The organism is Methylobacterium aerolatum (assembly GCF_022179085.1).
GTDB lineage: Bacteria > Pseudomonadota > Alphaproteobacteria > Rhizobiales > Beijerinckiaceae > Methylobacterium > Methylobacterium aerolatum.
In genome coordinates, this window is sequence record NZ_BPQE01000002.1 from 176,460 (window position 1) to 199,676 (window position 23,217).

A 23,217-nucleotide genomic window follows, 5' to 3' on the forward strand; every position below is an offset into this window, starting at 1 on the left:
AGCGAAGCAATCCAGGGCAGCGAGACGTTCGGAAGCCTTGGCGCGTCCCTGGATTGCTTGGCTGATGCTCGCAATGACGGGAGAGCCCTATACCCCGAACACCGACCACCCCATCCGCTGCGTCAGCCGCTCCAGCGCGACCCGGCCGAGATGGGAGTTCCCCGCCTCGTCGAGGCCCGGCGACCAGACGGCGATGGAGGCCCGGCCCGGCGCCACCGCCAGGATGCCGCCGCCGACGCCGCTCTTGCCAGGCAGGCCGACCCGGTAGGCGAATTCCCCCGAACCGTCGTAGTGGCCGCAGGTCAGCATGATCGCGTTGATGCGGCGCGCCCGCTCGGCGGAAACGACGCTGAAGCCGGTCTGCGGGTTGAGCCCGTTATGGGCCAGGAACTGCCCCGCCGTGGCGAGCTGTCGGCAGCTCATGGCGATGGCGCAGTGGTGGAAGTAGACGCCGAGCGTGTAGTCCACCGGGTTCTCGATCACGCCGAAGGACTTCATGTAGTAGGCGAGGGCCGAATTGCGGAACCCCGTGCGCCGCTCCGAGGCCGCGACCTTCTCGTCGATGGCGATGCTCGGGTCCTTGCCGAGGAACTGCATGAACCGCAGGATCTCGCCCAGGGCCTCGCGGGGCTCGTGGCCGGAGAGGATCACGTCGGTGACGGCGATGGCGCCGGCATTGATGAAGGGGTTGCGCGGCACGCCCCGCTCCCGCTCCAGCTGCACGATGGAGTTGAACGGGTTGCCCGAGGGCTCCCGGCCGACGCGGCGCCAGAGACGGTCGCCGATCATGCCGAGCGCCAGGGTGAGGGTGAACACCTTCGAGATGCTCTGGATCGAGAACAGCGTCTCGCTGTCGCCGCCCGCGCTGACCCGCCCGTCCCCGTCGATCACCGCCAGACCGAACTGGTTCGGATCGACATGCGCGAGTTCGGGAATGTAGTCGGCGACCGTGCCGCGATCCGGCCGGGCCGCCATCTCCTCGCAAATCTCACGGACGACGGTATCGAGATCGGGCAAGGAGTGGATCCACTGGACGGATGAGCGTGCGCCGCACGGCTCGGCGGCGCCTCTCTATCGCCCATGCAAATCCCGCGCGCGAGGGGCAAGGCCCATCCGACTCAGATCGTGCTAGCGCCGGATCGTCCTGTCCTGCGACCTCATCCTAGGTGCGGTGAAGCCGCCTCGAAGGAGGGCTCAAGAAGGCACCGCGTTTCCTGGAGGTCTCCTTCGAGGCCTCTGCTTCGCTCCGGCATCTCGGGATGAGATCGAGGGTGGGATGGGTGTTCCAACGATGCCCGGAAGGTGAGGTTACGCCGCCGCCAGCGACGTGCCCATCGTTTCCTTCTTCATCAGCTCCCGGAAGAACCCGTCGAGATGGGTGAGCTTCTCTGGCGACCCGTCCTGGGCGATCCGGCCGCCCTCCAGCACCACGATCCGGTCGAAGTCCTGCAACGTCGAGAGCCGGTGGGCGATGGCGATGACCGTGCGGCCCTGCATCAGGTTCGCGAGCGCGTGGCGAATCGCCTGCTCGGATTCCGCGTCGAGCGCCGACGTCGCCTCGTCCAGCAGCAGGATCGGCGAGTTCTTCAGGATGGCGCGGGCGATGGCGATGCGCTGGCGCTGGCCGCCGGAGAGCTTCACGCCCCGGTCGCCGACGATGGTGTCGAAGCCCTCGGGCAGGGCCTTGATGAAGTCGGTGCAGTGCGCCGCCTCCGCCGCCTTCCACACCTCCTCGTCGGTGGCCTCCGGCCGCCCGTAGCGGATGTTCTCCCGCAGGGTGCGGTGGAACATCGAGACGTCCTGCGGCACCACCGTGATCGCCTCGCGCAGCGAATCGAGGGTCACGCGGTCGATGTCCTGATCGTTGATGCGGATCGTGCCCGACTGGACGTCGTAGAAGCGCTGGATCAGCGAGAATAGCGTGGACTTGCCGCCGCCCGACTTGCCGACGAGGCCGACCCGCTGGCCCGGCTCGATCACCAGATCGAAATCGGTGAAGACGCTGCGCCCGTCCGGGTAATTGAAGGCCACGTGCTCGAAGGCGATCTTGGCCCCGTGTCCGGCAAGCGGCTTGGCCTCGGGGTGGTCCACGAGGTCGTGCGGCTGGAGCAGGGTGTGCAGCGCTTCCGAGAGGCGGGCGGTGTGCTGGGTCGCGTCCACCAGCGCCACGGCGAGGTCGCGGGTGGCGGAGAGGATGCGGATGCCGAGCGTGCAAACCAGCACCACCTCGCCGTTCGTGGCTTGGCCGGCCTCCCACAGGCGGATCGACCAGTAGAGAAGGCCGAGGATCGCGAGCACGGTCAAAACCGCGTGAACGATGCGCAACTTCTCGAGGTAGAGGAGCGAGGAGCGCCGGGCGCGCATCTCGGTGGAGATCGTGCCCTCGAACCGCACGCCCTCGCGCTTGAAGGCCGAGAAGGCCCGCACCAGGGACATGTTGCCCACGAGATCCACCATCTCGCCATCGACGCTGGCCGCCTTGGCGGCGAAGTCGTGGTGGAGCGGCTTGCCCGCCGAGGCCATCTTGAACATCAGCACCACGACGGCGGCGAAGATGATCGCCAGGATGCCGGCCATCGAGAGGCTCACCGTCGAGATGTAGACGATGGATAGGAAGGCGGCGACCGTCGGCGGCATCACGTTGAACACGAACATGTTTTCGACCGTGAAGATCGCGTTCGAGGTCGCGGTGATGCGGCTCGCCAGGGTGCCGGGCTGGCGGTCGGAGAAGAAGGTCGGCGAGTGGCCGGTCATGTGCCGGAACAGGTCGCGGCGGATGTCGCCCGTCACTCCGACGAAGGTGAAGGCGCCCGTGAGCGCGGCCACGCGCCAGAGCATGTTGTCGGTGGCGATGAAGGCAATGAGCACGGCCAGCGCGCTCCAGATCCCGGTATTGGCCGGGCCCGGCCCCTTCGTCAGCGCATCGACCACGCCCTTGAGGGCATAATCCGTCGAGACCGAGAAGCCGACGGCTCCCAGCACGGAAGCGAGGATGACGAGGTGCGGCAGCCAGCGGCGCCGGAGATACCGTCCGACGAAGGCGAACGGCCGTTCGGCGTAGCGGTGGAGCTCTTCCATCGTGGTGACCATCCCGTTCTCGCGTGACCGGTCGGCAGCAGCCGTGCGAGCATGCGGTGCAAAAGGCAAGTCGTTCCCGTAGCGCCAACGCGGGAGCGTTGCCATACGTTGCAGCCGCCGAAAACTTCACGGCGCTTTTACCCGCAGAAGCTGAACAGCCCTTGAGGGCTTAGCAATCCCGGTGCCGCCCGCGCGTCACGGCGCGGACCGCGCCCGGCGGGTCTCGGGCATGATCAGCGCCACCAGCATGAAGGCGGCGAAGCCCACCAGGGCGAGCCCGAGGAAGGCACTGTGGCTCCCCAGCCGGTCGGCCATGATACCCGCCAGGGATGTGGACAGCGCCGCGCCGATGCCCATGGCCGTGCCCACCGCGCCCAGCGCGAGGTTGAACCGGCCCGTGCCGCGGGTGAGGTCGGACACGACCAGGGGGACCATGACCCCGAGGACCGAGGCCGACACGCCGTCGAGCACCTGGATCGCGACGAGGCCATAGGGGTTCGTGGTGGAGGCGAGGAGCAGGCCTCGGAGCGGCAGGGCCGCGAAGCCCACGAGCAGCACCGGATAGCGGCCGAACCGCTCCGTCGCCCGGCCGACCGCCGGGGCGCAGACGGCAAGCACCGCCTGCGGAACCATGATGCAGGCCGCGACGAGCGCGGTCGCCGTCTCGCTGGCCCGGAGGGTGAGGACGCTGCCCACCAGCGGCATCATCGCCGCGTTGGCGAGGAAGAACAGCATCATGCAGGCGGCGAAGCTGAGCAGGCCGCGATTGGTGAGAAAGGCCCGCAGGCCCTCGCGGTCCGCCACGGGCTCGGGCTCCTCGCTCGCGGCGGCGGGACCGGCAGCGCCCGCACCGACGCCCCGGATCGCGGCGAGCGCCATCAGGGCGGGGATGCCGAGGGCGGCCGTGAGGTAGAAGACCGCGCCGTTCGACAGGTAGTAGCCGCAGGCACCCATGCCGCCGGCGGCGATGGCATTGCCCAGCGCCTGGAAGCTGGCATTGCGGCCAAGGCGCTCGCCCGCCCGCGCATGGCCGACGAGGCCGATGCTGATGGCGGCGATGGCGGGGGTGAGCACGCAACTCGCCGCCGAATGGGCCGCCATCGCCAGCAGGACGACAAGGAAGGTCGGCCAGACGGCCAGCGCGAGGGCGCTGCCCGAGACCGCCGCCACCGCCACCCCCGCCGCGAGGCGCTTCGAGCGCGCCGCATCGACGAAGGCCCCGCCGGGCACCTGCCCGAGCAGCCCGACGAGGCTCCCGACGGTCAGGGCGAAGCCGATATCGGATTGGGTCCACTTCGCCTGGGAGAAGTAGACCGCCAGGAACGGACCGAAGCCGGTCTGCAGGTTGGCAACGAAGAAGGCGAAGGCATCGAGGCCCCGGCGACTGCGGACAGACACGGGATCCCCCACGGGCACCGACACCGGCGGGACGATCCCCGGCGCCGCCGGGACGGGCTCCGGCGCGGACTCATGGGCCACGTGCCGCCGTGCCTCGACGCGGGATTCCCGCCGGGACACGACCTCCCGCCCGGCGGTACCGGCCGGCCTGTCTGCCGCGGGCGCTTCCCCCACGGGGCGCTGGGACCGCACCTTCACACCGGACACCGTCATTTATCGGGCGCCTGCTGAGGCGAGGGCACCGCCGGAGGCGTGGCAGGGGGGGTGGCAACGGGCGCAGGAGGGGCGGCGGCCGGGGCGGCGGCCGCCGGCACCGAACCCTGCGGCATGGCGACGGGGGCGGCGGCCCCCTGCGCCGCCGGGGTGGCGGCGGGGGCCGACCCCGCGGGACTCGCCGCCTGGTCCGCCTCGGCCGGTGAGGCGCCGGTGGCGGGACCGAGCACCACGATCGGCTCGCCGCTCTTGTATTCGGGTGAGACGCGGACTTGGTTGCGGGTCAGGGCCACGGACAGGCGGCGCTCCTTCCCGTCGATGGTGAAGCGCAGGGCGCGCCAATCCACGGCGATCTTGCGCGTGCCGACGCCGAGGAAGCCGCCGAAATCGATGATCGCCGCCCGGGGATGCCCCTCCTTGTCGACGAGGACATCGATCACCCGGCCGAGTTCGTCGCCCTGGGCGCTGCGCACGCTGCGGCCCAGCAGGCTTTCGAGATCCTGGGTGTCGATCACCGTCGCGGGCGTGCCGTGCTGCGGCGGCGCGCCGGGGGGCGTCGCGGGGGCCGGAGGGGCGGAGGCGGTGGGCGCAGGACCGGCGGGGGCCGGGGCCGGCGAGGCCGTCGCGGCGGGCGATGCGGCGGGGCTGGAGGCGGCGGGTGCCGGGGCCGCCGGTGCGGGAGCCGGCACGGCCGGGGCGACGGCCGGAGCCTGAGCCGGAGACGATTTCGCGCCGGAGCCGCCCTCGCCCGCGCCGGGCGGGGTCTGAGCCCAGGCCGCCGTCGCCCCCAGGGCGAGGGCCAGGGCCGCGATCATCCGACTGGTCATACGCACGCGTCGTCCTCTGTGAGCATCAGTGCAGCGGCCAAGCCTGCGGATCATCGCCGACGGATCATCCGCGACCCCGCCGCCCGGAACCGGCGCGGTCCCGGTGGGGTACAGCCCGACCTGGGCGAAGTTATGGATCAGGTCTGTGGGCCTGGGGCAACAGGCCGCGACTTCCTCATCCGCAGCGACCTCTCGGAGGCCACCCTGCGGGGGCCCGCCTCCTCCGGCGTCTGTATTTCGCCTCAACCTCGTCGTAGAGCCGATGGGACAACCGATGGGACCGTGACCACACGGCCCGCGCGAGGAATCGTCGATGTCCCGGACTCCGTCACCGGCAGGGATGCCTGCCCTGTGTCTCGCCCTCTCGCTCCTGGCCGGTGCCCTAGGCGGCTGCCAGGCGCTCGGCGGTACGTCGGGCGTGATGCCGGAGACGGATGTCGGCCTGCCCCCCTCCATGCGCGGCACCATCCCCGGCCGCGAGGGCCGCACCGCCAGCGTCGATGCGGACGGGCGTCCCCTCCAGACCCGGCCGACCCGCTCCCTCGACATCCCCCGCTCCGCCGGCGCCGCCACCCGCTCGGCCGATTCCGGCGAGCGGCGCATCCGCCGCGAGGACCTCGAAGGCGGCGGCGGCGCCAGTGGCGGCGGCGGTGGCGGAATGGCCCCGTCCATGACCGGCGGCGGCAACGTCGGCCTCGGCGGCAAGTTCTGAACCGGGCCGCGTCGCCTCAGGCGACGGTGTGGCGGTAGAAGTCGTCGAGGCGCTTGCCGTAGCCCGGATCGGCGAAGGCGTTCTCCCCAGGCCCGTGGCTGGGGGCTCCCGAGAGGGCGCCGGGATCGATGTCCACCACGTACCCGCCGAGGTCGGTGCTGTACTTCAGCGCCCGCCACGGCAGGGGATGGTGGTCCTCGCCGAGCCCGAGGAACCCGCCAAAGGCCAGGACGGCGTAGGCCACCTGCCCCGACACCTTGTCCACCATGAAGTTCTGGACCGTCCCGAGATGGCGGCCCTCCCGATCGTAGACGGCCGTGCCCTCCACCTTGTCGGAGGCGATCAGGCGGGACGTCTCGTCGAGGGCGAGCCCCTCGCCCGTGGGATCGAGCTCCATGGATCCCGGCTGGCGGAGGGCGCGTTCGGTCGGCAGGTCCGTCGGCATGGTCGCTCCTTCTCCAGGCCCCGCAGGCTGCGGGGGCGGCTCGAGGTTCAAAGCCGCGACGCGGATCGGGTTCCGCAGGCGCCGCAGCCTGCTACGGACCGTCCGCGCTCACTCCGCGGCCGCGACGCCCGCATCGGCACGCCGCTGCGCGATGCGGTCGCGGACGGTGCGGCTCGCCAGCATCATCTCGAACCCGAAGGCGACGAGGGCGCAGAGGGTGCAGAGGATCGCCGCGCCGAACAGGCCGAAGAGTAGGCTGGCGACGGTGGCATCCCGGAGCGCGCCGACGAACAGGGTGAGCACGGCACCGCAGATCGCCACCCCGCCGAGCGCCGCCAGCACCACCGCGAGGTCGAGGGCCAGGGAGCGCACGTGGAGCCGGTCGAGGCGGCGCCCGAGGCGCCGACGCTCCTCGTCGCTCGCCCCGGCGAGAAGCCCCGAGACCTTCTCCGCCTGATCCGCCACCCGGGCGAGGCGGGCCCCGAACACGTTGAGCAGCGTGGCGATGCCCGACAGCAGGAACACCGGGGTGAGCGCGAGCTGCACCACGTGGACCGTGTTCTCGAGGCTGCCGGCGATGAGAGGATCGATCATGATGAAGCGCCCGGATGTGGCGCGCTCATGGGCCGGAGACGCCGCGGAGGCAATGGCGCCGGGATCGGAGCGGTCAGATCAGGCCGCGGGATCCGCCCTGCTCGCGGCGTCCCTCCCCGCGCGTCCCGGCGGCGAGGCCGAGGACCAGCGCGACCGACAGGGCGAGGGAGAGGGAAAGGATCGGTGCGAACATGTCACCGAAACTTGCAAAATATAGTTGCGAAACCATTTCGATCGGCAACCTATGCGGTTTGTTCTCGCTTGAGGGACGAGTCGCCCACCGCCGTGGAGCGCCTCGCCCTGTGGATTGAAGCGCTTAGCGGCTGATTTTGTCTTGGAACGGGTTCGGCACCGCCCCGTTGAAGCTGCTATGCTAATGCGGCGAAGGGGCACGGTTCGCCCCGAACAGTCCGAGCATCGGAGGAATTTGATGGCGACGAAGACGGAGAAGGCTGCACCCAAGGCGGCCAAGACGACCAAGGCCGCCGGTGAGGCCGCTCCGGCCAAGGCGAAGGCCAGCCCCGCCAAGGCGGGCGCCGCCAAGACCGGTGCGGCCAAGCCCAACGCCCTTCAGCAGCCCCTGAAGCCTTCGGCCGAGCTCGGCGCCATCGTCGGCACCAGCCCGCTTCCGCGCGGCGAAGTGGTCAGCAAGGTGTGGGAATACATCAAGAAGCACAACCTGCAGAACCCGGCCAACAAGCGCGAGATCGTCGCCGACGACAAGCTCAAGAAAGTCTTCGGCAAGGACAAGTGCTCCATGTTCGAAATGAACAAGCACTTGGCCGCCCACCTCAAGTCCTGATCGTTACCCTGCCGGACCGGCCTCCGGGCCGGTCGCGGCGGGCGATTTCGGGACCCGAGGCCCGGAGGGGACCTCAGGTCAGGTACTGGAGAAGCCCCCCGTCCACGCGCATGGCCGCGCCCGTCGTGGCGCTCGCGGCGGGACTGCACAGGTAGGCGACGAGGCTCGCTACCTCCTCGACGGTGGCGAGGCGCTGGATGAGGGAGGTCGGGCGATGCTCGGCCACGAACCGGCGGCCCGCTTCCTGGATATCCCCGCCCGACGCCCCCCCGGCCATCTGCTTGAGGAAGGTCTCCACCCCCTCCGAGAGGGTCGGCCCCGGCAGGACGCTGTTCACCGTGACGCCCGATCCCGCCACCGTCTGAGCGAGGCCCCGGGCGATCGAGAGCTGCGCGGTCTTGGTCATCCCGTAATGGACCATCTCGGTCGGCACGTTGAGCGCCGATTCGCTGGAGATGAAGATCACCCGGCCCCAGCCGCGCTCGGCCATGCCCGGCGTGTAGGCGCGGGACAGGCGCACGCCGCTCATCACGTTCACGTCGAAGAAGCGCTGCCAATCGGCATCCGGGATGTCGAAGAACGGCTTCGGCTCGAAGATGCCGGTGTTGTTCACGAGGATGTCCACCTCGGGCAGCGCCGCCAGCAGGGCCTGCGTGCCCGCCGCATCCGACACGTCGCCGACGGCGGCGAAGGCCCGGCCCGCCGTGGCCTCGCCGGCTAGCTTGGCGAGCGCGGCGTCGACCCGCTCCGCCGTGCGTCCGTTGATGCCGACCTCCGCCCCGAGATCGCAGAGCGCCTTGGCGATGGCGTAGCCGATTCCGCCGGTCGAGCCCGTGACGAGCGCCCGCCGGCCGCTGAGATCGAGATTCATGTCCGGTTCCCGTTCTGGATGGTGGATCGTGGGAAACAACGCGGGGGGATGAGCCGCGTTTCGGCTCACCCGGCCTTCTGCCGCCGCAGAACGCTGGCGCAGCCCCCGGCGACGGCGAGCACGACGGCGCAGGTGAGCGACAGGCTCACCGCCCGTTCCGGCCCGAAGCCGTGGGTGAGCCCGAACAGCACGGCGACGAGGGCCGCTCCGAGGGACTGGCCCGTGAGCCGCGCGGTGGATTGCATGCCGCTCGCCCCACCGCTGCGCTCCCGCGGCGCCGAGGTGACGATCACCCGGTTGTTCGGAGACTGGAACAGGCCGAAGCCGAGCCCGCACAGGGTGAGACGCCAGACGACGTCGGCCACGGTCGGGTTCGCGGGCAGGAGCGCCACGAGGGTGATGCCGACCGCCATCACCGCGAGCCCCGCCCCGCTCAGGAGGCCCGGCGTGTAGCGGTCGGCCAGCCGCCCGGAGATCGGCGCCATGAGGGCGATGGCGATGGGCCAGGGCGTCAACAGGAAGCCCGTCTGCGTGCTGGAGAGGTGCAGCACGTCCTGGAAGTAGAAGGGCAGCGCCACGTAGCAGGCCATCTGCGCCGCGAAGGAGCAGATCGAGGTCGCCATGGAGAGGGCGAAGGCCGGGATCCGCAGGAGATCGACGGGCAGGAGCGGCGCGGGCAGGCGGATCTGGCGGCGGACGAAGACCACGCCCACGACGAGGGCGGCGACGATCTCGGCGGCCCCCACGGCCTTGCCGTCCGCATCGCCGAGGCGGTCGATTCCGATGATCAGCAGGCCGAAGGTCAGGGCGTTGAGGACCGCGCTCGGCCCGTCGAACCGCCGCCGGCTCTCCGGGGTGGCGGGCAGCGTCTTCGAGGCGACGGCCAGCGCGAGCAGCCCCACCGGCAGGTTCACGAGGAACAGCCAGGGCCAATCCGCCACCGAGAGGATCGCGGCGGCGACGGTCGGCCCCGCCGCCGAGGCCACCGCCACCACCAGGGCGACGTTGGCCACGCCCTGCCCGATGATCCGATGGGGATAGATGAAGCGCACGAAGCCGATGTTCACGCTCATCACCGCCGCCGCCCCGAACCCCTGGACGATCCGCGCGCCGATGAGGACCGGCAGGGTCGGCGCCAGGGCGCAGGCGAGGGAGGCGGCCACGAAGACCGCGAGGCCGGGCAGGTACACCCGGCGGAACCCGAAGATGTCCCCCAGGGAGGCGAAGGGCAGGAGGCTCGCCGTCACCGCGATCTGGTAGGCGTTGACCACGAAGATCGCGTCGGCGGGCTTCACGGCGAGGTCCTTCGCCAGGATCGGCAGGGCCACGTTGACGATCGCCCCGTCGAGCACCGCCATGGTCATGGCGAGCGCGATGGCGGCCATCGCCAGCATCCGCTCCCGGGGCGGAAGGCCGTCCTGCGGCGGGCTCCCGGCGGATGCGGCCGCGGTCTCGGCCATGATCGACGTGCCTTCGGATGGGGAAAGGGGGTCGCGGGCGGGCCGCGCCTCCCTCTCGCGCAGGCCCGCGCCAGCGTCGAGGGGCGGCGGGTGTCCTATGTCACAGAGCCGACAGGCTCGCGCCGGATCTGGCGGCGGCGGCGGCCCGTCACCCGGCCCGGCGGGCGCAGCGCGTGTAGGAGACGCTGCCCCGGTTGCTCGTCCAGGTCAGGCGGTCGCCCTCGACGACGAGGCGCACCTGGGAGGACCAGCGGCGGCCCCGGTCGCTGCACTCCGCCGCCATGATCCAGCCGTTCCCGGCCCGGTGCCCGTCATGGAAGGTGCACAGGGTGCGCCCGGCGCGGGCGCGGTCGGCGGTGATGGTGGCGGGCAGGTAGCCCCGGCGCCGGGAAGGGCTGCCGCAGGCGGCCGGGGTCGGCCCCCAGATCCCGGCATACTCGACGGGTGCCGGGCCGGAGGCGGGCCGCGACGGCGAGGCGAGGGACGGCTGCGCCGGGTTCGTTTGCGTTGAATCCGCCTGGACCGCGAGCGTGCGCGACGGGTCGGCGCCGATCCGATCCGCGGCGGGCGTGGAGGCCAGCGCGGTGGGCCGGGCGGGCTGGTCCTCCATGTCGGGGAGGACCACGGTCGGCCGGGGCGAGGTCTCGGCGCGCTTGTCCGCCTGGACGGGCGCGGCGGGGCGGAAGGGCAGGTCCTCCCGCAGGTAGGCGGAGCAGTAGGCGAAGAGCCCGCCCCAGCCCGCGACGAGCAGCGCCGGGACGGCATAGCGCCTCCGCCGTCCGGTCGCGGGCGAATCGATCAGCCGGAGGGCGCTCAGGCCGTGCCCCGCCTCCACCGCCGGCAGCCCGGCGGAATAGGCCGGAACGGGAAGGCCGGCGCGCAAGTCGCCCGTGTGCGCCTCGTACCCCATGCGGTCAGCGCCCGAAGATGCCCTTGAGGAACTGGGCGGTGCGGTTGCGCTTGCGCTTGCGCTCGAGTTCCGAGGCATCCTTGAGCCAAGCCACCTGCACCACCCGGCGCTCGCCCTCGAAGGGCTCGTGGCCATGCCAGGAATTGTCGGCCCGGAGGAAGGCGAACATCGTGCCCATGGTGGGCGGCACCTCGACGGCGAAGGGCTCGAAGTTCTTGCCGTCGTAGAGCACGCGGAGCCGTCCGGCGGCCGGGGCGTCCCAGGCGTCGTTCATGTAGACGAGGAGGGTCAGCACCTTCGACGGGCCGTCGGTATGGATCGCCCCGTATTTCAGCTGGCTGCGCTTCATGATCGTGGTGAGCCGGGGGCAGCCCACGAGGTCGATCCCGAACTTCTCGCCGAGGATGCGCGAGAACTCGTCGCTCTCCAGTTCGTCGATCAGCGCCTTGAAGCGCCCCTTCAGGGAGACCTCGTCGACGGTGAGGTAGCCCGGCTTGCCGATCTCGGGGAAGTCGCGCCGAATCTCGTCGATGGCCTCCCGGTTCAGCACGTTGCTGCCGAGGGTGTGCAGGTAGGGCTCACGGCTCAGGGGCGCCGCACGGATCGCCTGCACGTCGAGAATCGAGAGGGCCGACATCGAAGCTTCCCCATGCTTGTGGACGACGCCGGCATCGCGCGGCGCGGCCCGCGGCTCGCGTCGGATCGGCCCGACGGGAATCACGCGGCGCACCGGAGGGCAAGCAGGTCGCCTTCACGATTTCTTAAGGGCGCATCAGGACGCCCCGCCCCGTTATGACGGCGAATGCGGCGGACAGACGGCGAAAGCGCCCCGGTGGGGCATTCCGGTAACAGTCCCGGCGCGCGCACCCGTGCAGGATGAAACCTCGCCGCCCCCGCCGCGGTGCGTGCGTAATCAGGATCCGGTACCGTTTGCGATGAGGCCGCTGGTCCTCGTTCTGTTCTGCGTCAGCCTCGCGGCCGTCATGGCCGCGTCGACGGCCCCCCTCGCCCAGACGCGGCAGCCCCGCGCCGCGCCGACGGTCCGCCTGTCCTGCGCGGAGGCGATGGACCTCGTGAAGCGCGAGGGCGACGTGACCATCGCCATCGGCGGCGCGCCCGAGCGCTTCGTCCGCAGCCGGAACCAGTGCGACTTCTCCGAGATCGCCGAGTTGCGCTTCGTGCCCACGCGGGACAACCCGCAATGCCCCATCGGCTACCGCTGCCGGGAGCCCGGCTTCGAGGAGTGGAACTGGTAGCGCGGCGACGTTTCCGGCGGCGCGTCACGACGCGCCCTTGAGACCGCAGGCCCACGCCTTATCCTGGCGCCCGAACCGCCCGGACGACGGGGCGGGTGGTGTCGGGAGAAAACGTTTCAATGCGCACGCTCATCCTCGCCGCGTTGCTCGCGGGCGTCGCCGGGCCGGCCCTCGCCCAGGGCGCCCCCTCCGCGGACACCAAGGCCAAGACGGACGACCTCGAGAAGCTCCAGGGCTTCCAGAGCACGAACACGCAGGCCCCCCCGGAAATTCCGCAGACCGGCCGCAGGGCCGACGCGATCCGCAAGACGCTCGCGAAGGTGAAGCTGCCGGACGGCTTCAAGATCGATCTCTACGCCGTGGTGCCCGATGCCCGCGCCCTGGCCGTGGGGCCGAATGCCGGCGTCGTCTTCGTCGGCACCCGCAAGTCGAAGGTCTACACCGTCACCGACCGCGACAAGGACCGCGTCGCCGACGAGGTGAAGGTCTTCGCCCCGGGCATCGACTTCAAGATCCCCAACGGCGTCTGCTTCTCGCGGGACGGCGTGCTGACCGTGGTGGAGCAGAACCGCGTGCTCGCCTTCCCGGCGGCCGAGTTCTTCTACGAGAACCCCGACGTCGCCGCCGGCGTGCTGGTGAAGCAGGGCGAGCTGATCCCCGCCTCGGAGGAGAGCTTCAACCACACCGCCCGCGTCTGCCGGGTGGGCGCCGACGGCAAGACCTACATCGCGCTGGGCCAGCCCTACAACGTGCCGCCCGCCGCCAAGATGGACCTGTACAAGAAGCAGGGCATCGGCGGCATCATCCGCATCGACGCCGACGGCAAGAACCGTGAGGTCTACGCCACCGGCATCCGCAACTCCGTCGGCATGGACTTCGCCACCGACAAGTCCCTGTGGTTCACCGACAACCAGGTGGACGGCATGGGTGACGACAAGCCGCCGGGCGAGCTGAACCACGCCACGAAGGCCGGTCAGAACTTCGGCTTCCCGTGGTTCGGCGGCGGCGCGGTGCGCACCGTCGAGTACAAGGACGAGACCCCGCCCGCCGACGCGGTGCCGCCCATGGCCGAGTTGCCGCCCCACGCGGCCGACCTCGGCATGACCTTCTACCACGGCAAGATGTTCCCCGACGCCTACAAGGGCGGCATCTTCATCGCCGAGCACGGCTCGTGGAACCGCACCCAGCCCATCGGCGCACGGGTGATGTTCGCCAAGCTCGGCGCGGACGGGAAGGTCGAGTCGGTCAAGCCCTTCGCGGAGGGCTGGCTCACCGGCGACGGCGAGTATCTCGGCCGCCCGGTGGACGTGGCCGTGCTCCTCGACGGCTCCCTGCTGGTCTCCGACGACTCCGCCGGGGCGATCTACCGGATCTCCTACGAGAAGTAGGTTCTTGCCTCTCATTCCCCTCCCCTGAAGGGGAGCGTTGCGAAATCGGGCCAGCGTCTCAATCCCACCTGCCACCTCATCCTGAGAGGCTGGCCGGAAAGCCCCCCGCCCCCTCGCCCCCCTCATCCTGAGGTGCGGCGAAGCCGGCTCGAAGGAGGGCTCCAGAATGCTCCGCGCTCTCTGGAGGTCTCCTTCGAGGCCACCGCTTCGCGGCGGCGCCCCAGGATGTGGGCGAGGGTGGGAGACGCCGAATTTTTCGGCCAGGCTGTGAGGTGGAGGGTCGGACGAATTCGCAATGTTCTCCATCCGGGGAGGGAATTCGCGTCGCGCATCCCGAGACCGCCCATGACCCGCCTTCCCCTCGTCCTCGCCGCCCTCCTCGTGCCCCTCGCCGCCCAGGCGGGCGACGCCGCGCTCGGCAAGAAGAAGGCGACCGCCTGCCAGACCTGCCACGGCATGGACGGCCTCTCGAAGATGCCGGAGGCGCCCAACATCGCGGGGCAGGTCGAACCCTACCTCGTGAAGCAGTTGACCGATTACCGCGACGGCAAGCGCTCCAACGAGATCATGAACGTGGTCGCCAAGGACCTGTCGGATGCCGACATCGCGAACCTTGCGGCCTATTACGGCGGCATCCAGATCGACGTCCTGCCGCCCGGCTGAGCGGGCGCCTTGCGCGGGCCGGGGTTCCGGGGCAATCGGCCCGGCGGAGAGGACAGCCCCATGACGACGCGCGCGGCGCCCGCCCGGCAGACGCCCGGGCGCGCCACAATCCACGATCCCGCCGGCCACGATCCCGCCGGCATCGTCGCCCGGCTCGACCGGCTGCCGCCGACCCGCACCGTCTGGCGCCTCGTGGCGCTGCTCGGCCTCGGCTTCTTCTTCGAACTCTACGACCTGCTCTTCACCGGCTACGTGGCGCCGGGCCTCGTGACATCCGGCATCCTCACGCCGACGACGCCGGGCCTGTTCGGGGCGACAGGGGTGGCGGGGTTCGTCGCCGCGCTGTTCACCGGCCTGTTCATCGGCACCGTGGCCTGTGGCTGGCTCGCCGACCGGTTCGGGCGCCGTGCCATCTTCACGTGGTCGCTCCTCTTCTACACGGCCGCCACCACCGTGATGGCCTTCCAGACCGACGCCTTCGGCCTGAACCTGTGGCGGCTGATCGCCGGGATCGGGCTCGGGCTGGAGATGGTCACCATCGGCAGCTACCTCTCCGAACTGGTGCCCAAAGCGATCCGGGGCCGGGCCTTCGCCCTGTGCCAGGGCATCGGCTTCTGCGCGGTGCCCGTCGTGGCCTTCCTCTCCTACAGGCTGATCCCGCTCACGCCCTTCGGCCTCGACGGCTGGCGCTGGGTGGCGCTAATCGGCGCGTCGGGCGCCCTGTTGGTGTGGTGGATACGCTCCGGCCTGCCGGAGAGCCCGCGCTGGCTCGTGGAGCGCGGGCGGATCGCCGAGGCCGAGGCGGTGATGGCCCGCCTCGAAGCGCAGGTGCAGGCGGAGTACGGCCGCCCCCTGCCCCCGCCGGGCGCGCCGCAGCCGGCCGCGCCGCGCGGCTCGTTCCGCGACATCTGGGTGCCGCCCTATCGCCGCCGCACGCTGATGATGGCGGGGTTCAACCTGTTCCAGCCGATCGGCTTCTACGGTTTCGCCAACTGGGTGCCGACCCTGCTGATCGCGCAAGGGATCACCGTCACGTCGAGCCTCGCCTATACGGCGCTGATCGCGCTGGCCGCCCCGGTCGGGCCGCTGATCGGCCTGCTCATCGCCGACCGGTTCGAGCGCAAGCACGTCATCGTGGCGGCCGCGCTGGTCTACATCGCCTGTGGGCTCACCTTCGCGCAGGCGCGCGACGTCACCGCCATCGTCATCCTCGGCATCGGCCTGACGCTCGCCTCCAACGTCATCTCCTACAGCTTCCACACCTATCAGGCGGAACTCTTCCCCACCGGCATCCGGGCGCGGGCGGTGGGCTTCGTGTATTCGTGGAGCCGGTTCTCGGCGATCTTCACCGGCTTCCTCATCGCCTTCGTCCTGCGGGAGGCGGGCACGACCGGCGTCTTCCTCTTCATCTCCGCCGCGATGCTCGTGGCTGGCAGCCTCGTCGGGCTGCTCGGGCCGCGCACCCGGGACGTGCCGCTGGAGGAGATCGCGGGCTGAGAATCGGGCGCATCCGTGCTAGGTGTTCACGCGTTCACGGGTGACAGCATGAGCGCGGATCCGGCCCCGAAGCAGATCATGACGACGGACGAGTTCCTGGCCTGGGCCGAAGGGCGACCGGGCCGCTACGAACTGATCGAGGGTCAGGTCATCGCCATGTCGCCGGAAAGGATGCGGCATGCCGAGGTGAAGTTTGCCACCAGTCGAGCCTTGCGAGACGGTATCCGTAAGGCCGGCCTGCCCTGCCGGGCCATGCCCGACGGCATGACCGTCCGGATCGACGACCGCACCGCCTTCGAGCCGGATGCCCTCGTCTATTGCGGCGAGCGCGCCGCCGCCGATGCCCTCGAGATCGCGAACCCCGTCGTCGTGGTGGAAGTCGTGTCGCCGGGCACGCGCTCGGTGGATCAGGGGGTGAAGCTGCGCGGCTATTTCCGCGTCGGAAGCGGCGCCCACTACCTCATCCTCTATCCGGACAACCATCTCGTCGTTCACCACGCCCGCGGACCCGGCGACGCCATCACCACGCGCATGGTCAGCGAAGGACACCTCACCCTCGATCCGCCCGGTTTGACCGTGGCGATCGCCGACCTCTTCGCCGAGGACTGATGATCCCCGCTTGATCCGGCCGCCGCCCGGTGCCACAGCCGCCGGAATCTTCCGGCACCGGATCACCGCATGACCGATTCCCTCGATCTCCTCGTCCTCGGCAATGCCATCGTCGACGTCATCGCGCGCACCGACGACGCCTTCCTGGCGAAGGAAGGGATCGCCCGCGGGGCGATGACGCTGATCGACGAGCCCCGGGCCGAGACCCTGTTCCAGGCGATGGGCCCGGCGACGATCGTCTCGGGCGGCTCGGGGGCGAACACCGCCGTCGGCGCCGCGATGCTCGGCGCGAAGACCGGCTTCGTCGGCCGGGTGCGCGACGACGAGTTGGGCCAGCTCTTCCGCCACGACCTCAAGGCGACGGGCGTCGCCTACGACGTGCCCGCCGCCACCGACGGCCCGGCCACCGCCCGCTGCTTCGTGCTGGTGACGCCGGACGGCGAGCGCACCATGAGCACCTATCTCGGCGCCTGTCAGGGCCTCGGGCCGGACGACATCCACAAGGAGACGGTGGCCTCGGCCCGGGTCGTCTACCTCGAAGGCTACCTGTGGGATCCGCCCGCCGCGAAGGAGGCTTTCCGCAAGGCGGCCGAGATCGCCCACCGCTCGGGCAACGCCGTCGCCCTGACCCTCTCCGACGCCTTCTGCGTCGGCCGCTACCGCGACGAGTTCCTCGAGCTCATCCGCGACGGCAGCATCGACATCCTGTTCGCCAACCTCGGCGAGTTGAAGAGCCTCTACCAGACGGAGGACGAGGAGGCCGCCGTGGCCGCGCTCCGCGACGAGCGCAACGGGCGCGGCATGCACATGCTCGGCCTCGTCACCCGCTCCGAGAAGGGCGCCCTCGTCGTCCATGGCGGGCAGGCTCGCGAGGTGGCGGCGAGCCCGGTGGAGCACGTCGTCGACACGACGGGCGCGGGCGACCTCTTCGCGGCGGGCTTCCTCGCCGGCCATGCCCGCGGCCTCGACCATCTCACCAGCGCCCGCCTCGGCACCGTCGCGGCGGCGGAGGTCATCCAGCACATCGGCGCCCGGCCGCAGGCGGACCTCGTGATGCTGGCACGGGAGCAGGGGCTTCTCTGAGGAAGCATCCCCTCTCCCCGCCTGCGGGGAGAGGGGGAAAAGCAGACCCTACACCCGCACCAGCACCTTCCCCACGGCCTCCCGCCTGATCAGCACCCCGAAGGCCTCGCGGAACTCGTCCAGCGGGTAGACCCCGTGGACCTTGGCGGTGAGCCGGCCCTCCGCCACGTAGGCGAGCAGCTTTTCCTGATCGGCCCGGTGCGCCTCGGAATCGCGCTCCGTGAAGGCGCCCCAGTGCACGCCCTGCACGTCGAGTTCCTTCAGGAGGATCAGGTTCAGGGGCAGGCGGGGGATCTCGCCCGCCGCGAAGCCGATCACGAGGTAGCGCCCCCGCCACGCCAGAGCCCGCAGCGCCGGCTCCGCGAAGGCATCGCCCACCGCGTCGTAGACCACGTCCACCCCGGCGCCGCCGGTGATGCGCCGCAGGTCGTCCTTCAAGGTCTCCGGCGTGTAAACCAGCCCCTCGACGGCGCCGTGGGCACGGGCGGCGGCGACCTTGTCCTCGGAGGAGGCGCAGGCGATGACCTTCGCCCCCATCAGCGCCCCGAGTTCCACCGCCGCGAGCCCGACCCCGCCAGAGGCGCCGAGCACCGCGAGCCATTCGCCCTCGCGCAGCTTCGCCCGGTTGGCCAGCGCGTGGAGGGTGGTACCGTAGGTGATGGTCAGCCCCGCCGCCTGCTCGTCCGGCACGCCCTCGGGGACGGGGGTGAGCTTGCGGGCGTCCACGGCGATCCGCCCGGCGCAGCAGCCGTGGCCCGCATGGATCACCACACGCTGGCCGACCGACAGCCCCGTCACGCCCTCACCCAGCGCCTCGATCACGCCGACGCCCTCGCCCCCCGGCGAGAACGGCAGCGGCGGCTTCACCTGATAGCGCCCGGCGACGATCAGCGTGTCGAAGAAGTTCAGGGCGGCGAGGGTGACGCGCACCAGCGCCTGGCCAGGACCGGCCACGGGATCCGGCCGCTCGGCGAGGGCGAGAGCATCCACGCCGTCGAGGCTCTGGCAAAGGAGGGCTCGCATTGGTTCGCTCCCGGGTTCTTTTGCGGCAGCGCCACAATTCACCAGTGTGGCGGTTGCCTGGATTGCTTCGCTGCGCTCGCAATGACGACGGAGGGCGACGAAAGATCCTGTGGACATGCCATTCTTCGTCATTGCGAGCGCAGCGAAGCAATCCAGGGATACGCGACCTCAGCCGTGATCCGCCGCGAGGGCCGCCGCGCGCGCGCCACACGTTTACATCATGGCCAGCCGTCGGAACGGCACCCTCTATACGGGCGTCACCTCGGGCCTCGCCCGACGAGTCTACGAGCATCGCGAAGGACTGCTCCCGGGTTTCACGCGGCAATACGGCTGCAAGCTGCTTGTCTGGTACGAAGCGTATAACCTCATGACGGAGGCGATCGATCGGGAGAAACGGATCAAGGCCGGGTCTCGAAAGCAGAAGCTGGCGCTGATCGAGGCGATGAACCCGGATTGGATCGACCTGTACCCGGGCTTGGCATGAAGACGAGACGCGTCGCGCGTCCCTGGATTGCTTCGCTTCGCTCGCAATGACGGTTCCGAGCCATGATCGTCATCGCGGGCGCGGCGAAGCCATCCAGGGCAGCGGACCGTTCCCGGTGAGAACGCTCCCTGGATTGCCCGCCGCAAAGACAGCGCCTCAGTGCGCCTCCTGCCAGTTCAGGGCGGCCTTGGCCTCCACCACCAGCGGCACCTTCAAGGTGAGGGCAGGCGCAGGGGCCTCCTCCATGACCGAGGCGATGATCGGGATCGCCGTGTCCACCTCGTCCTCGGCGGCCTCGAAGACGAGTTCGTCGTGGACCTGCAGGAGCATCGTCACGCCCAGCCGCTTGGCGGCGAGCGCCTCCTCCATCCGCACCATGGCCCGGCGGATGATGTCGGCGGCCGAGCCCTGGATCGGGGCGTTGATCGCCTGCCGCTCGACGCTCGCCCGCTCGGAAGGGTTGTTGGAGCGGATCTGCGGGTAGTGGCAGACCCGGCCGAACAGGGTGGTGACGTAGCCCTTGTCCCGGCAACTGCGCTTCGTCGTGTCGATGTAGTCCCGGATGCCGGGGAACTGCTCGAAATACTGCTTGATGAAGGCGGAGGCCTCCTCGCGACCGATCCCGAGGCGGTCGGCCAGCCCGAAGGCCGAGATGCCGTAGATGATGCCGAAGTTGATGGTCTTGGCCCGGCGGCGCAGATCCGGCGTCATCTCCTTCAACGGCACGCCGAACATCGCGGAGGCGGTGGCGGCGTGGATGTCGATCCCGTCCTCGAAGGCTTTCCGAAGCTCGGGGATGTCGGCCATGTGGGCCAGCAGCCGCAACTCGATCTGCGAGTAATCGGCCGAGATCAGCGTCTTGCCGGGTGCCGCCACGAAGGCCCGGCGGATGCGCCGGCCCTCCTCCGTGCGCACGGGGATGTTCTGCAGGTTCGGCTCCGAGGAGGAGAGCCGCCCCGTCGTCGTCGCGGCGAGCGAGAACGAGGTGTGGACACGCTGCGTCTCGCGGTCGGCGTGGGTCTGCAACGAATCCGTGTAGGTCGATTTCAGCTTCGAGAGCTGGCGCCATTCGAGGATTTTCTTGGGTAACTCGTGCCCGGCTTGGGCCAATTCCTCCAGCAAGGTGGCGGGGGTCGCCCATTGCCCCGAGGGCGTCTTCTTGGCGCCGGGCAGGCCCATCTTCCCGAACAGGATGTCGCCGATCTGCTTGGGCGAGCCGACCGAGAACTTTTCCCCGGCATCCTCCTGGATCTCCTCCTCCAGCCGCACGAGGATCTGGGAGAAATCGCCCGAGAGGCGGCTCAGCATGTCGCGGTCGACCCGGATGCCGGCCATCTCCATGCGGGCGATGATCGGCAGGAGCGGGCGCTCCAGGGTCTCGTAGACCGCGACCCGCCGCTCGGCCACGAGGCGCGGCTTCATCATCCGCCACAGGCGCAAGGTCACGTCCGCGTCCTCGGCGGCGTAGGCGGTGGCCTTGTCGAGGGCGACCCGGTCGAAGGTGATTTTGGCCCGGCCGGTGCCGGTGACGTCCGAGAAGGTGATCGGCTGATGGCCGAGGTGGCGGCGGGCCAACTCGTCCATGCCGTGCCCGCCCTTCCCGGCATCCAGCACGTAGGAGATCAGCATCGTGTCGTCGAAGGGCGCGACTTCGATCCCGTTTCGGGCGAAGACCACCCAATCGTATTTCAGGTTTTGCCCGACCTTGAGCACGCCGGGGTTCTCGAGGAGCGGCTTCAGCTTCGCGAGGGCGGCGTCGAGGGGAATCTGCTCCGCCACCGGCTCGGCGACGTCGGCGGAGGTCGCGCCCTGCCCGAACAGGTCGCCGCCGTCGGCCGGGGCCGTCACCGCCCGCACATGGGCGAGGGGAATGTAGCAGGCCCGCCCCGGCGCCGTCGCCAGCGACACGCCGACCAGGCCCGCCCGGTAGGAATCGAGGGAATCCGTCTCGGTATCGACGGCGACGACCCCAGCCTCCTCGGCCTCGGCGATCCAGGCATCGAGCTGGTCGAGGGTGAGCACGGTCTCGTAGGCAGCCGTGTCGAAGGGCTTCACCGACTCGGCGGCCCGGGCCGCCACGAGACCGCCGGGCGTGGGCTCGGCGGGGCCGCGGGGTTGGGGGCCCGATTCCGGCAGGCCGAGATCGGCGAAGGGATCGACCTCACCGCCCTCCGGCGGGGCATCGCCCGGCGGGCGCCCGGAGCCGGCGGCGGCGGTCTCGGGGTCCGGCGGCACGCTGTCGCCGAAGAACGGCACGGGCGCGCCGCCCGGCCCCTTCGCACCGGGCAGCAGGGACGGGTCCGGCTTCACCTTCTCCGGGTCCACACGCAGCATCTGTGCGATGCGCCGGGTGAGGGTGTTGAACTCCATCGCCTTGAGGAAGCCCACGAGCTTCTCGGGGTCGGGCTGCGGCACGCCGAGGTCGTCGAGCGCCACGGGAACGGGCACGTCCTCCATGAGCGCCACGAGTTTGCGCGAGAGCTTCGCCTGCTCGATGTTGGCCAGCAGCGTCTCCCGGCGCTTGGGCTGCTTGATCTCGCCCGCCCGCTCCAGCAGCGCCTCCAGCGAGCCGAACTCCTTGATCAGGGCGGCGGCGGTCTTCAGGCCGATGCCGGGCACGCCCGGCACGTTGTCCGAGGTGTCGCCGATCAGCGCGAGCGCGTCGCCGATCTGGTTGGGCTGCAACCCCTCCCACTTGGCGATGATCGCCTCGACATCGAGGTTGCGCTCCGGCCGGTAGCCGGGCTTGCCCTTGGCGCCGGACTCGAAATCGTAGAACCGCACCAACGGCCCCACGAGCTGCATCAGGTCCTTGTCGGAGGAGACGATGATGACGCCCGCCCCCCGCGCCTCGGCCTGCCGGGCGTATGTCGCGATGAGGTCGTCCGCCTCGTAGCGCTCCAGTTCGACGGCGTGCAGGCCGAAGGCGCGCACGGCATCGCGCATCAGCGGCATCTGGCGCTTCAGGTCGTCGGGCGCATCGGGGCGGTGGCCCTTGTAATCCGCGTACATCTCCTTGCGGAACGAGCCCTCGGACTTATCGAAGACGATGCCGAGATGGGTCGGCATGGTGCCCGCCGCGCCGTCCTGCAGGAATTGAGCGATCTTGGTGCAGAACAGGCGCACGGCGCCGGTCGGCAGACCGTCCGAGGGGCGGGAATTGTACTTCTGATCCTGGTTGATCGACTGGAAATAGGCCCGGAAGATGAACGACGACCCATCGACGAGGATCACCTGATCGCCGGGGCCGACGGGTTTGGAATGGGTCTCGGCGGTCATGGGGCCTGGGGCTCGTGGGACTGGTCAACGATCCGGCAGACGCCCGAGTTCGGCCTCGACCGCCGCAACGAGAATGCGCGGCTTTTGGTGGACGGTCCCCTGGACGATGTCCAGTGTGCCTCCGATTCAAACAGCGAGCAGAGCATGGTTTGCCTTGCTGCGCTCGCACCGAGCTGGGACGAACAAAAAACACGCGGCGGGGCACGCTGGCCCCGCCGCCTCGTTCATCTGCGTCGCTGTGTCGATCAGCAGCGGTTGCCGCCGGTGGTCTGGCCGTACTGCTTCACCGGCCGGGTCTGCTGGTTGGCGTTGCCCTCGGCGGCCGAGCTCGGAGCGCAGTAACCGGGATGGGACTCGTAGAACGGCAGGTCGTGGACACCGATCGAGCCGGTGGTGAGGGGGCCGTTGTCCCGCTCGAAGGGGAACGCCATCGCGGAGGAGGCGGGGGCGGCGGCACCGATGACGAGGGCGGCGACGGCGGCGGCGATACGCGTATTCATTGTTCTCTATCCTTCCTCGTGCAGTGCGGATCGGCTGTTGCGTCCGCTTGGTCTGTGATGAGGAAGATATAGATCGCTAAATCCCGGGGCGCCGTGCCGCCCCGCACCAGACAACAGGGATTAAA

22 protein-coding genes are annotated in these 23,217 nt (G+C 70.3%); 9 read left to right on the plus strand and 13 right to left on the minus strand.

The window, feature by feature from the left end; all coding sequences use genetic code 11:
• Positions 1 to 87 precede the first annotated feature (87 nt).
• The 4 genes from MFF06_RS01320 to MFF06_RS01335 all read right to left on the minus strand — a co-directional run bounded on the left by MFF06_RS01320 (position 88) and on the right by MFF06_RS01335 (position 5,516).
• The gene (locus tag MFF06_RS01320) at positions 88 to 1,017 is read right to left on the minus strand and encodes a glutaminase (protein ID WP_238201183.1); all 930 of its coding nucleotides are present in this window, start codon (positions 1,015 to 1,017) and stop codon (positions 88 to 90) included.
• Between the two features lie 291 nt (positions 1,018 to 1,308).
• Entirely contained in the window at positions 1,309 to 3,078 is a 1,770-nt protein-coding gene (locus tag MFF06_RS01325) for an ABC transporter ATP-binding protein (protein ID WP_238201184.1), read from the minus strand.
• Positions 3,079 to 3,273: 195 nt separating this feature from the next.
• On the minus strand, positions 3,274 to 4,476 hold the full coding sequence (locus tag MFF06_RS01330; protein WP_306421639.1) for an MFS transporter: 1,203 nt from the start codon (positions 4,474 to 4,476) through the stop codon (positions 3,274 to 3,276).
• 209 nt (positions 4,477 to 4,685) lie between these two features.
• A complete protein-coding gene (locus tag MFF06_RS01335) occupies positions 4,686 to 5,516 on the minus strand; it encodes a PRC-barrel domain-containing protein (protein ID WP_238201294.1) in 831 nt (276 codons plus the stop codon).
• A gap of 340 nt (positions 5,517 to 5,856) precedes the next feature.
• On the opposite strand from MFF06_RS01335, the gene MFF06_RS01340 reads away from it, so the two are divergent.
• Entirely contained in the window at positions 5,857 to 6,228 is a 372-nt protein-coding gene (locus MFF06_RS01340; RefSeq protein WP_238201185.1) for a hypothetical protein, read from the plus strand.
• Positions 6,229 to 6,244: 16 nt separating this feature from the next.
• On the opposite strand, the gene MFF06_RS01345 is transcribed toward MFF06_RS01340, so the two are convergent.
• The gene (locus MFF06_RS01345; RefSeq protein ID WP_238201186.1) at positions 6,245 to 6,673 is read right to left on the minus strand and encodes a PRC-barrel domain-containing protein; all 429 of its coding nucleotides are present in this window, start codon (positions 6,671 to 6,673) and stop codon (positions 6,245 to 6,247) included.
• 108 nt (positions 6,674 to 6,781) lie between these two features.
• Positions 6,782 to 7,267, minus strand: a complete 486-nt coding sequence (locus MFF06_RS01350) for a DUF2721 domain-containing protein (protein ID WP_238201187.1) — start codon at positions 7,265 to 7,267, stop codon at positions 6,782 to 6,784.
• A 430-nt stretch (positions 7,268 to 7,697) separates the two neighbouring features.
• Between MFF06_RS01350 and MFF06_RS01355 the strand changes: the two genes are divergently transcribed.
• Positions 7,698 to 8,069 (plus strand): SWIB/MDM2 domain-containing protein, encoded by a 372-nt coding sequence (locus tag MFF06_RS01355; protein ID WP_238201188.1) that lies wholly within the window; start codon positions 7,698 to 7,700, stop codon positions 8,067 to 8,069.
• A gap of 73 nt (positions 8,070 to 8,142) precedes the next feature.
• Here the strand turns inward: MFF06_RS01355 and MFF06_RS01360 are convergent, their stop codons facing one another.
• From MFF06_RS01360 to MFF06_RS01375, 4 genes are all read right to left on the minus strand, one after another.
• Positions 8,143 to 8,940 carry an SDR family NAD(P)-dependent oxidoreductase gene (locus MFF06_RS01360; protein ID WP_238201189.1) on the minus strand — a complete coding sequence of 266 codons (798 nt, stop codon included), beginning with the start codon at positions 8,938 to 8,940 and terminating at the stop codon, positions 8,143 to 8,145.
• Between the two features lie 65 nt (positions 8,941 to 9,005).
• Complete coding sequence (locus MFF06_RS01365) at positions 9,006 to 10,400, minus strand: MFS transporter (RefSeq protein ID WP_238201190.1); 1,395 nt, start codon at positions 10,398 to 10,400, stop codon at positions 9,006 to 9,008.
• 148 nt (positions 10,401 to 10,548) lie between these two features.
• Entirely contained in the window at positions 10,549 to 11,310 is a 762-nt protein-coding gene (locus tag MFF06_RS01370; protein WP_238201191.1) for a peptidase inhibitor family I36 protein, read from the minus strand.
• A 4-nt stretch (positions 11,311 to 11,314) separates the two neighbouring features.
• On the minus strand, positions 11,315 to 11,947 hold the full coding sequence (locus tag MFF06_RS01375) for a 2OG-Fe(II) oxygenase family protein (RefSeq protein WP_238201192.1): 633 nt from the start codon (positions 11,945 to 11,947) through the stop codon (positions 11,315 to 11,317).
• A gap of 298 nt (positions 11,948 to 12,245) precedes the next feature.
• Between MFF06_RS01375 and MFF06_RS01380 the strand changes: the two genes are divergently transcribed.
• The 6 genes from MFF06_RS01380 to MFF06_RS01405 all read left to right on the plus strand — a co-directional run bounded on the left by MFF06_RS01380 (position 12,246) and on the right by MFF06_RS01405 (position 17,806).
• Positions 12,246 to 12,566, plus strand: coding sequence for a hypothetical protein (locus tag MFF06_RS01380; protein ID WP_238201193.1), 321 nt, complete (start codon positions 12,246 to 12,248; stop codon positions 12,564 to 12,566).
• 119 nt (positions 12,567 to 12,685) lie between these two features.
• Positions 12,686 to 13,954: a PQQ-dependent sugar dehydrogenase gene (locus tag MFF06_RS01385; protein ID WP_238201194.1), complete on the plus strand. Its 1,269-nt coding sequence runs from the start codon at positions 12,686 to 12,688 to the stop codon at positions 13,952 to 13,954.
• Positions 13,955 to 14,299: 345 nt separating this feature from the next.
• Entirely contained in the window at positions 14,300 to 14,617 is a 318-nt protein-coding gene (locus tag MFF06_RS01390; RefSeq protein WP_238201195.1) for a c-type cytochrome, read from the plus strand.
• 60 nt (positions 14,618 to 14,677) lie between these two features.
• Positions 14,678 to 16,114, plus strand: a complete 1,437-nt coding sequence (locus MFF06_RS01395) for an MFS transporter (protein WP_238201196.1) — start codon at positions 14,678 to 14,680, stop codon at positions 16,112 to 16,114.
• 48 nt (positions 16,115 to 16,162) lie between these two features.
• Positions 16,163 to 16,723 (plus strand): Uma2 family endonuclease, encoded by a 561-nt coding sequence (locus tag MFF06_RS01400; RefSeq protein WP_238201197.1) that lies wholly within the window; start codon positions 16,163 to 16,165, stop codon positions 16,721 to 16,723.
• Positions 16,724 to 16,792: 69 nt separating this feature from the next.
• Positions 16,793 to 17,806, plus strand: coding sequence for an adenosine kinase (locus tag MFF06_RS01405; protein WP_238201198.1), 1,014 nt, complete (start codon positions 16,793 to 16,795; stop codon positions 17,804 to 17,806).
• A 48-nt stretch (positions 17,807 to 17,854) separates the two neighbouring features.
• Here the strand turns inward: MFF06_RS01405 and MFF06_RS01410 are convergent, their stop codons facing one another.
• Positions 17,855 to 18,829, minus strand: a complete 975-nt coding sequence (locus MFF06_RS01410) for an NADPH:quinone oxidoreductase family protein (RefSeq protein WP_238201199.1) — start codon at positions 18,827 to 18,829, stop codon at positions 17,855 to 17,857.
• Positions 18,830 to 19,049: 220 nt separating this feature from the next.
• On the opposite strand from MFF06_RS01410, the gene MFF06_RS01415 reads away from it, so the two are divergent.
• Positions 19,050 to 19,313 carry a GIY-YIG nuclease family protein gene (locus tag MFF06_RS01415; protein WP_238201200.1) on the plus strand — a complete coding sequence of 88 codons (264 nt, stop codon included), beginning with the start codon at positions 19,050 to 19,052 and terminating at the stop codon, positions 19,311 to 19,313.
• 156 nt (positions 19,314 to 19,469) lie between these two features.
• Here the strand turns inward: MFF06_RS01415 and polA are convergent, their stop codons facing one another.
• Complete coding sequence (polA, locus tag MFF06_RS01420) at positions 19,470 to 22,592, minus strand: DNA polymerase I (RefSeq protein WP_238201201.1); 3,123 nt, start codon at positions 22,590 to 22,592, stop codon at positions 19,470 to 19,472.
• Between the two features lie 245 nt (positions 22,593 to 22,837).
• Positions 22,838 to 23,092, minus strand: coding sequence for a hypothetical protein (locus MFF06_RS01425; RefSeq protein ID WP_238201202.1), 255 nt, complete (start codon positions 23,090 to 23,092; stop codon positions 22,838 to 22,840).
• Positions 23,093 to 23,217 lie beyond the last annotated feature (125 nt).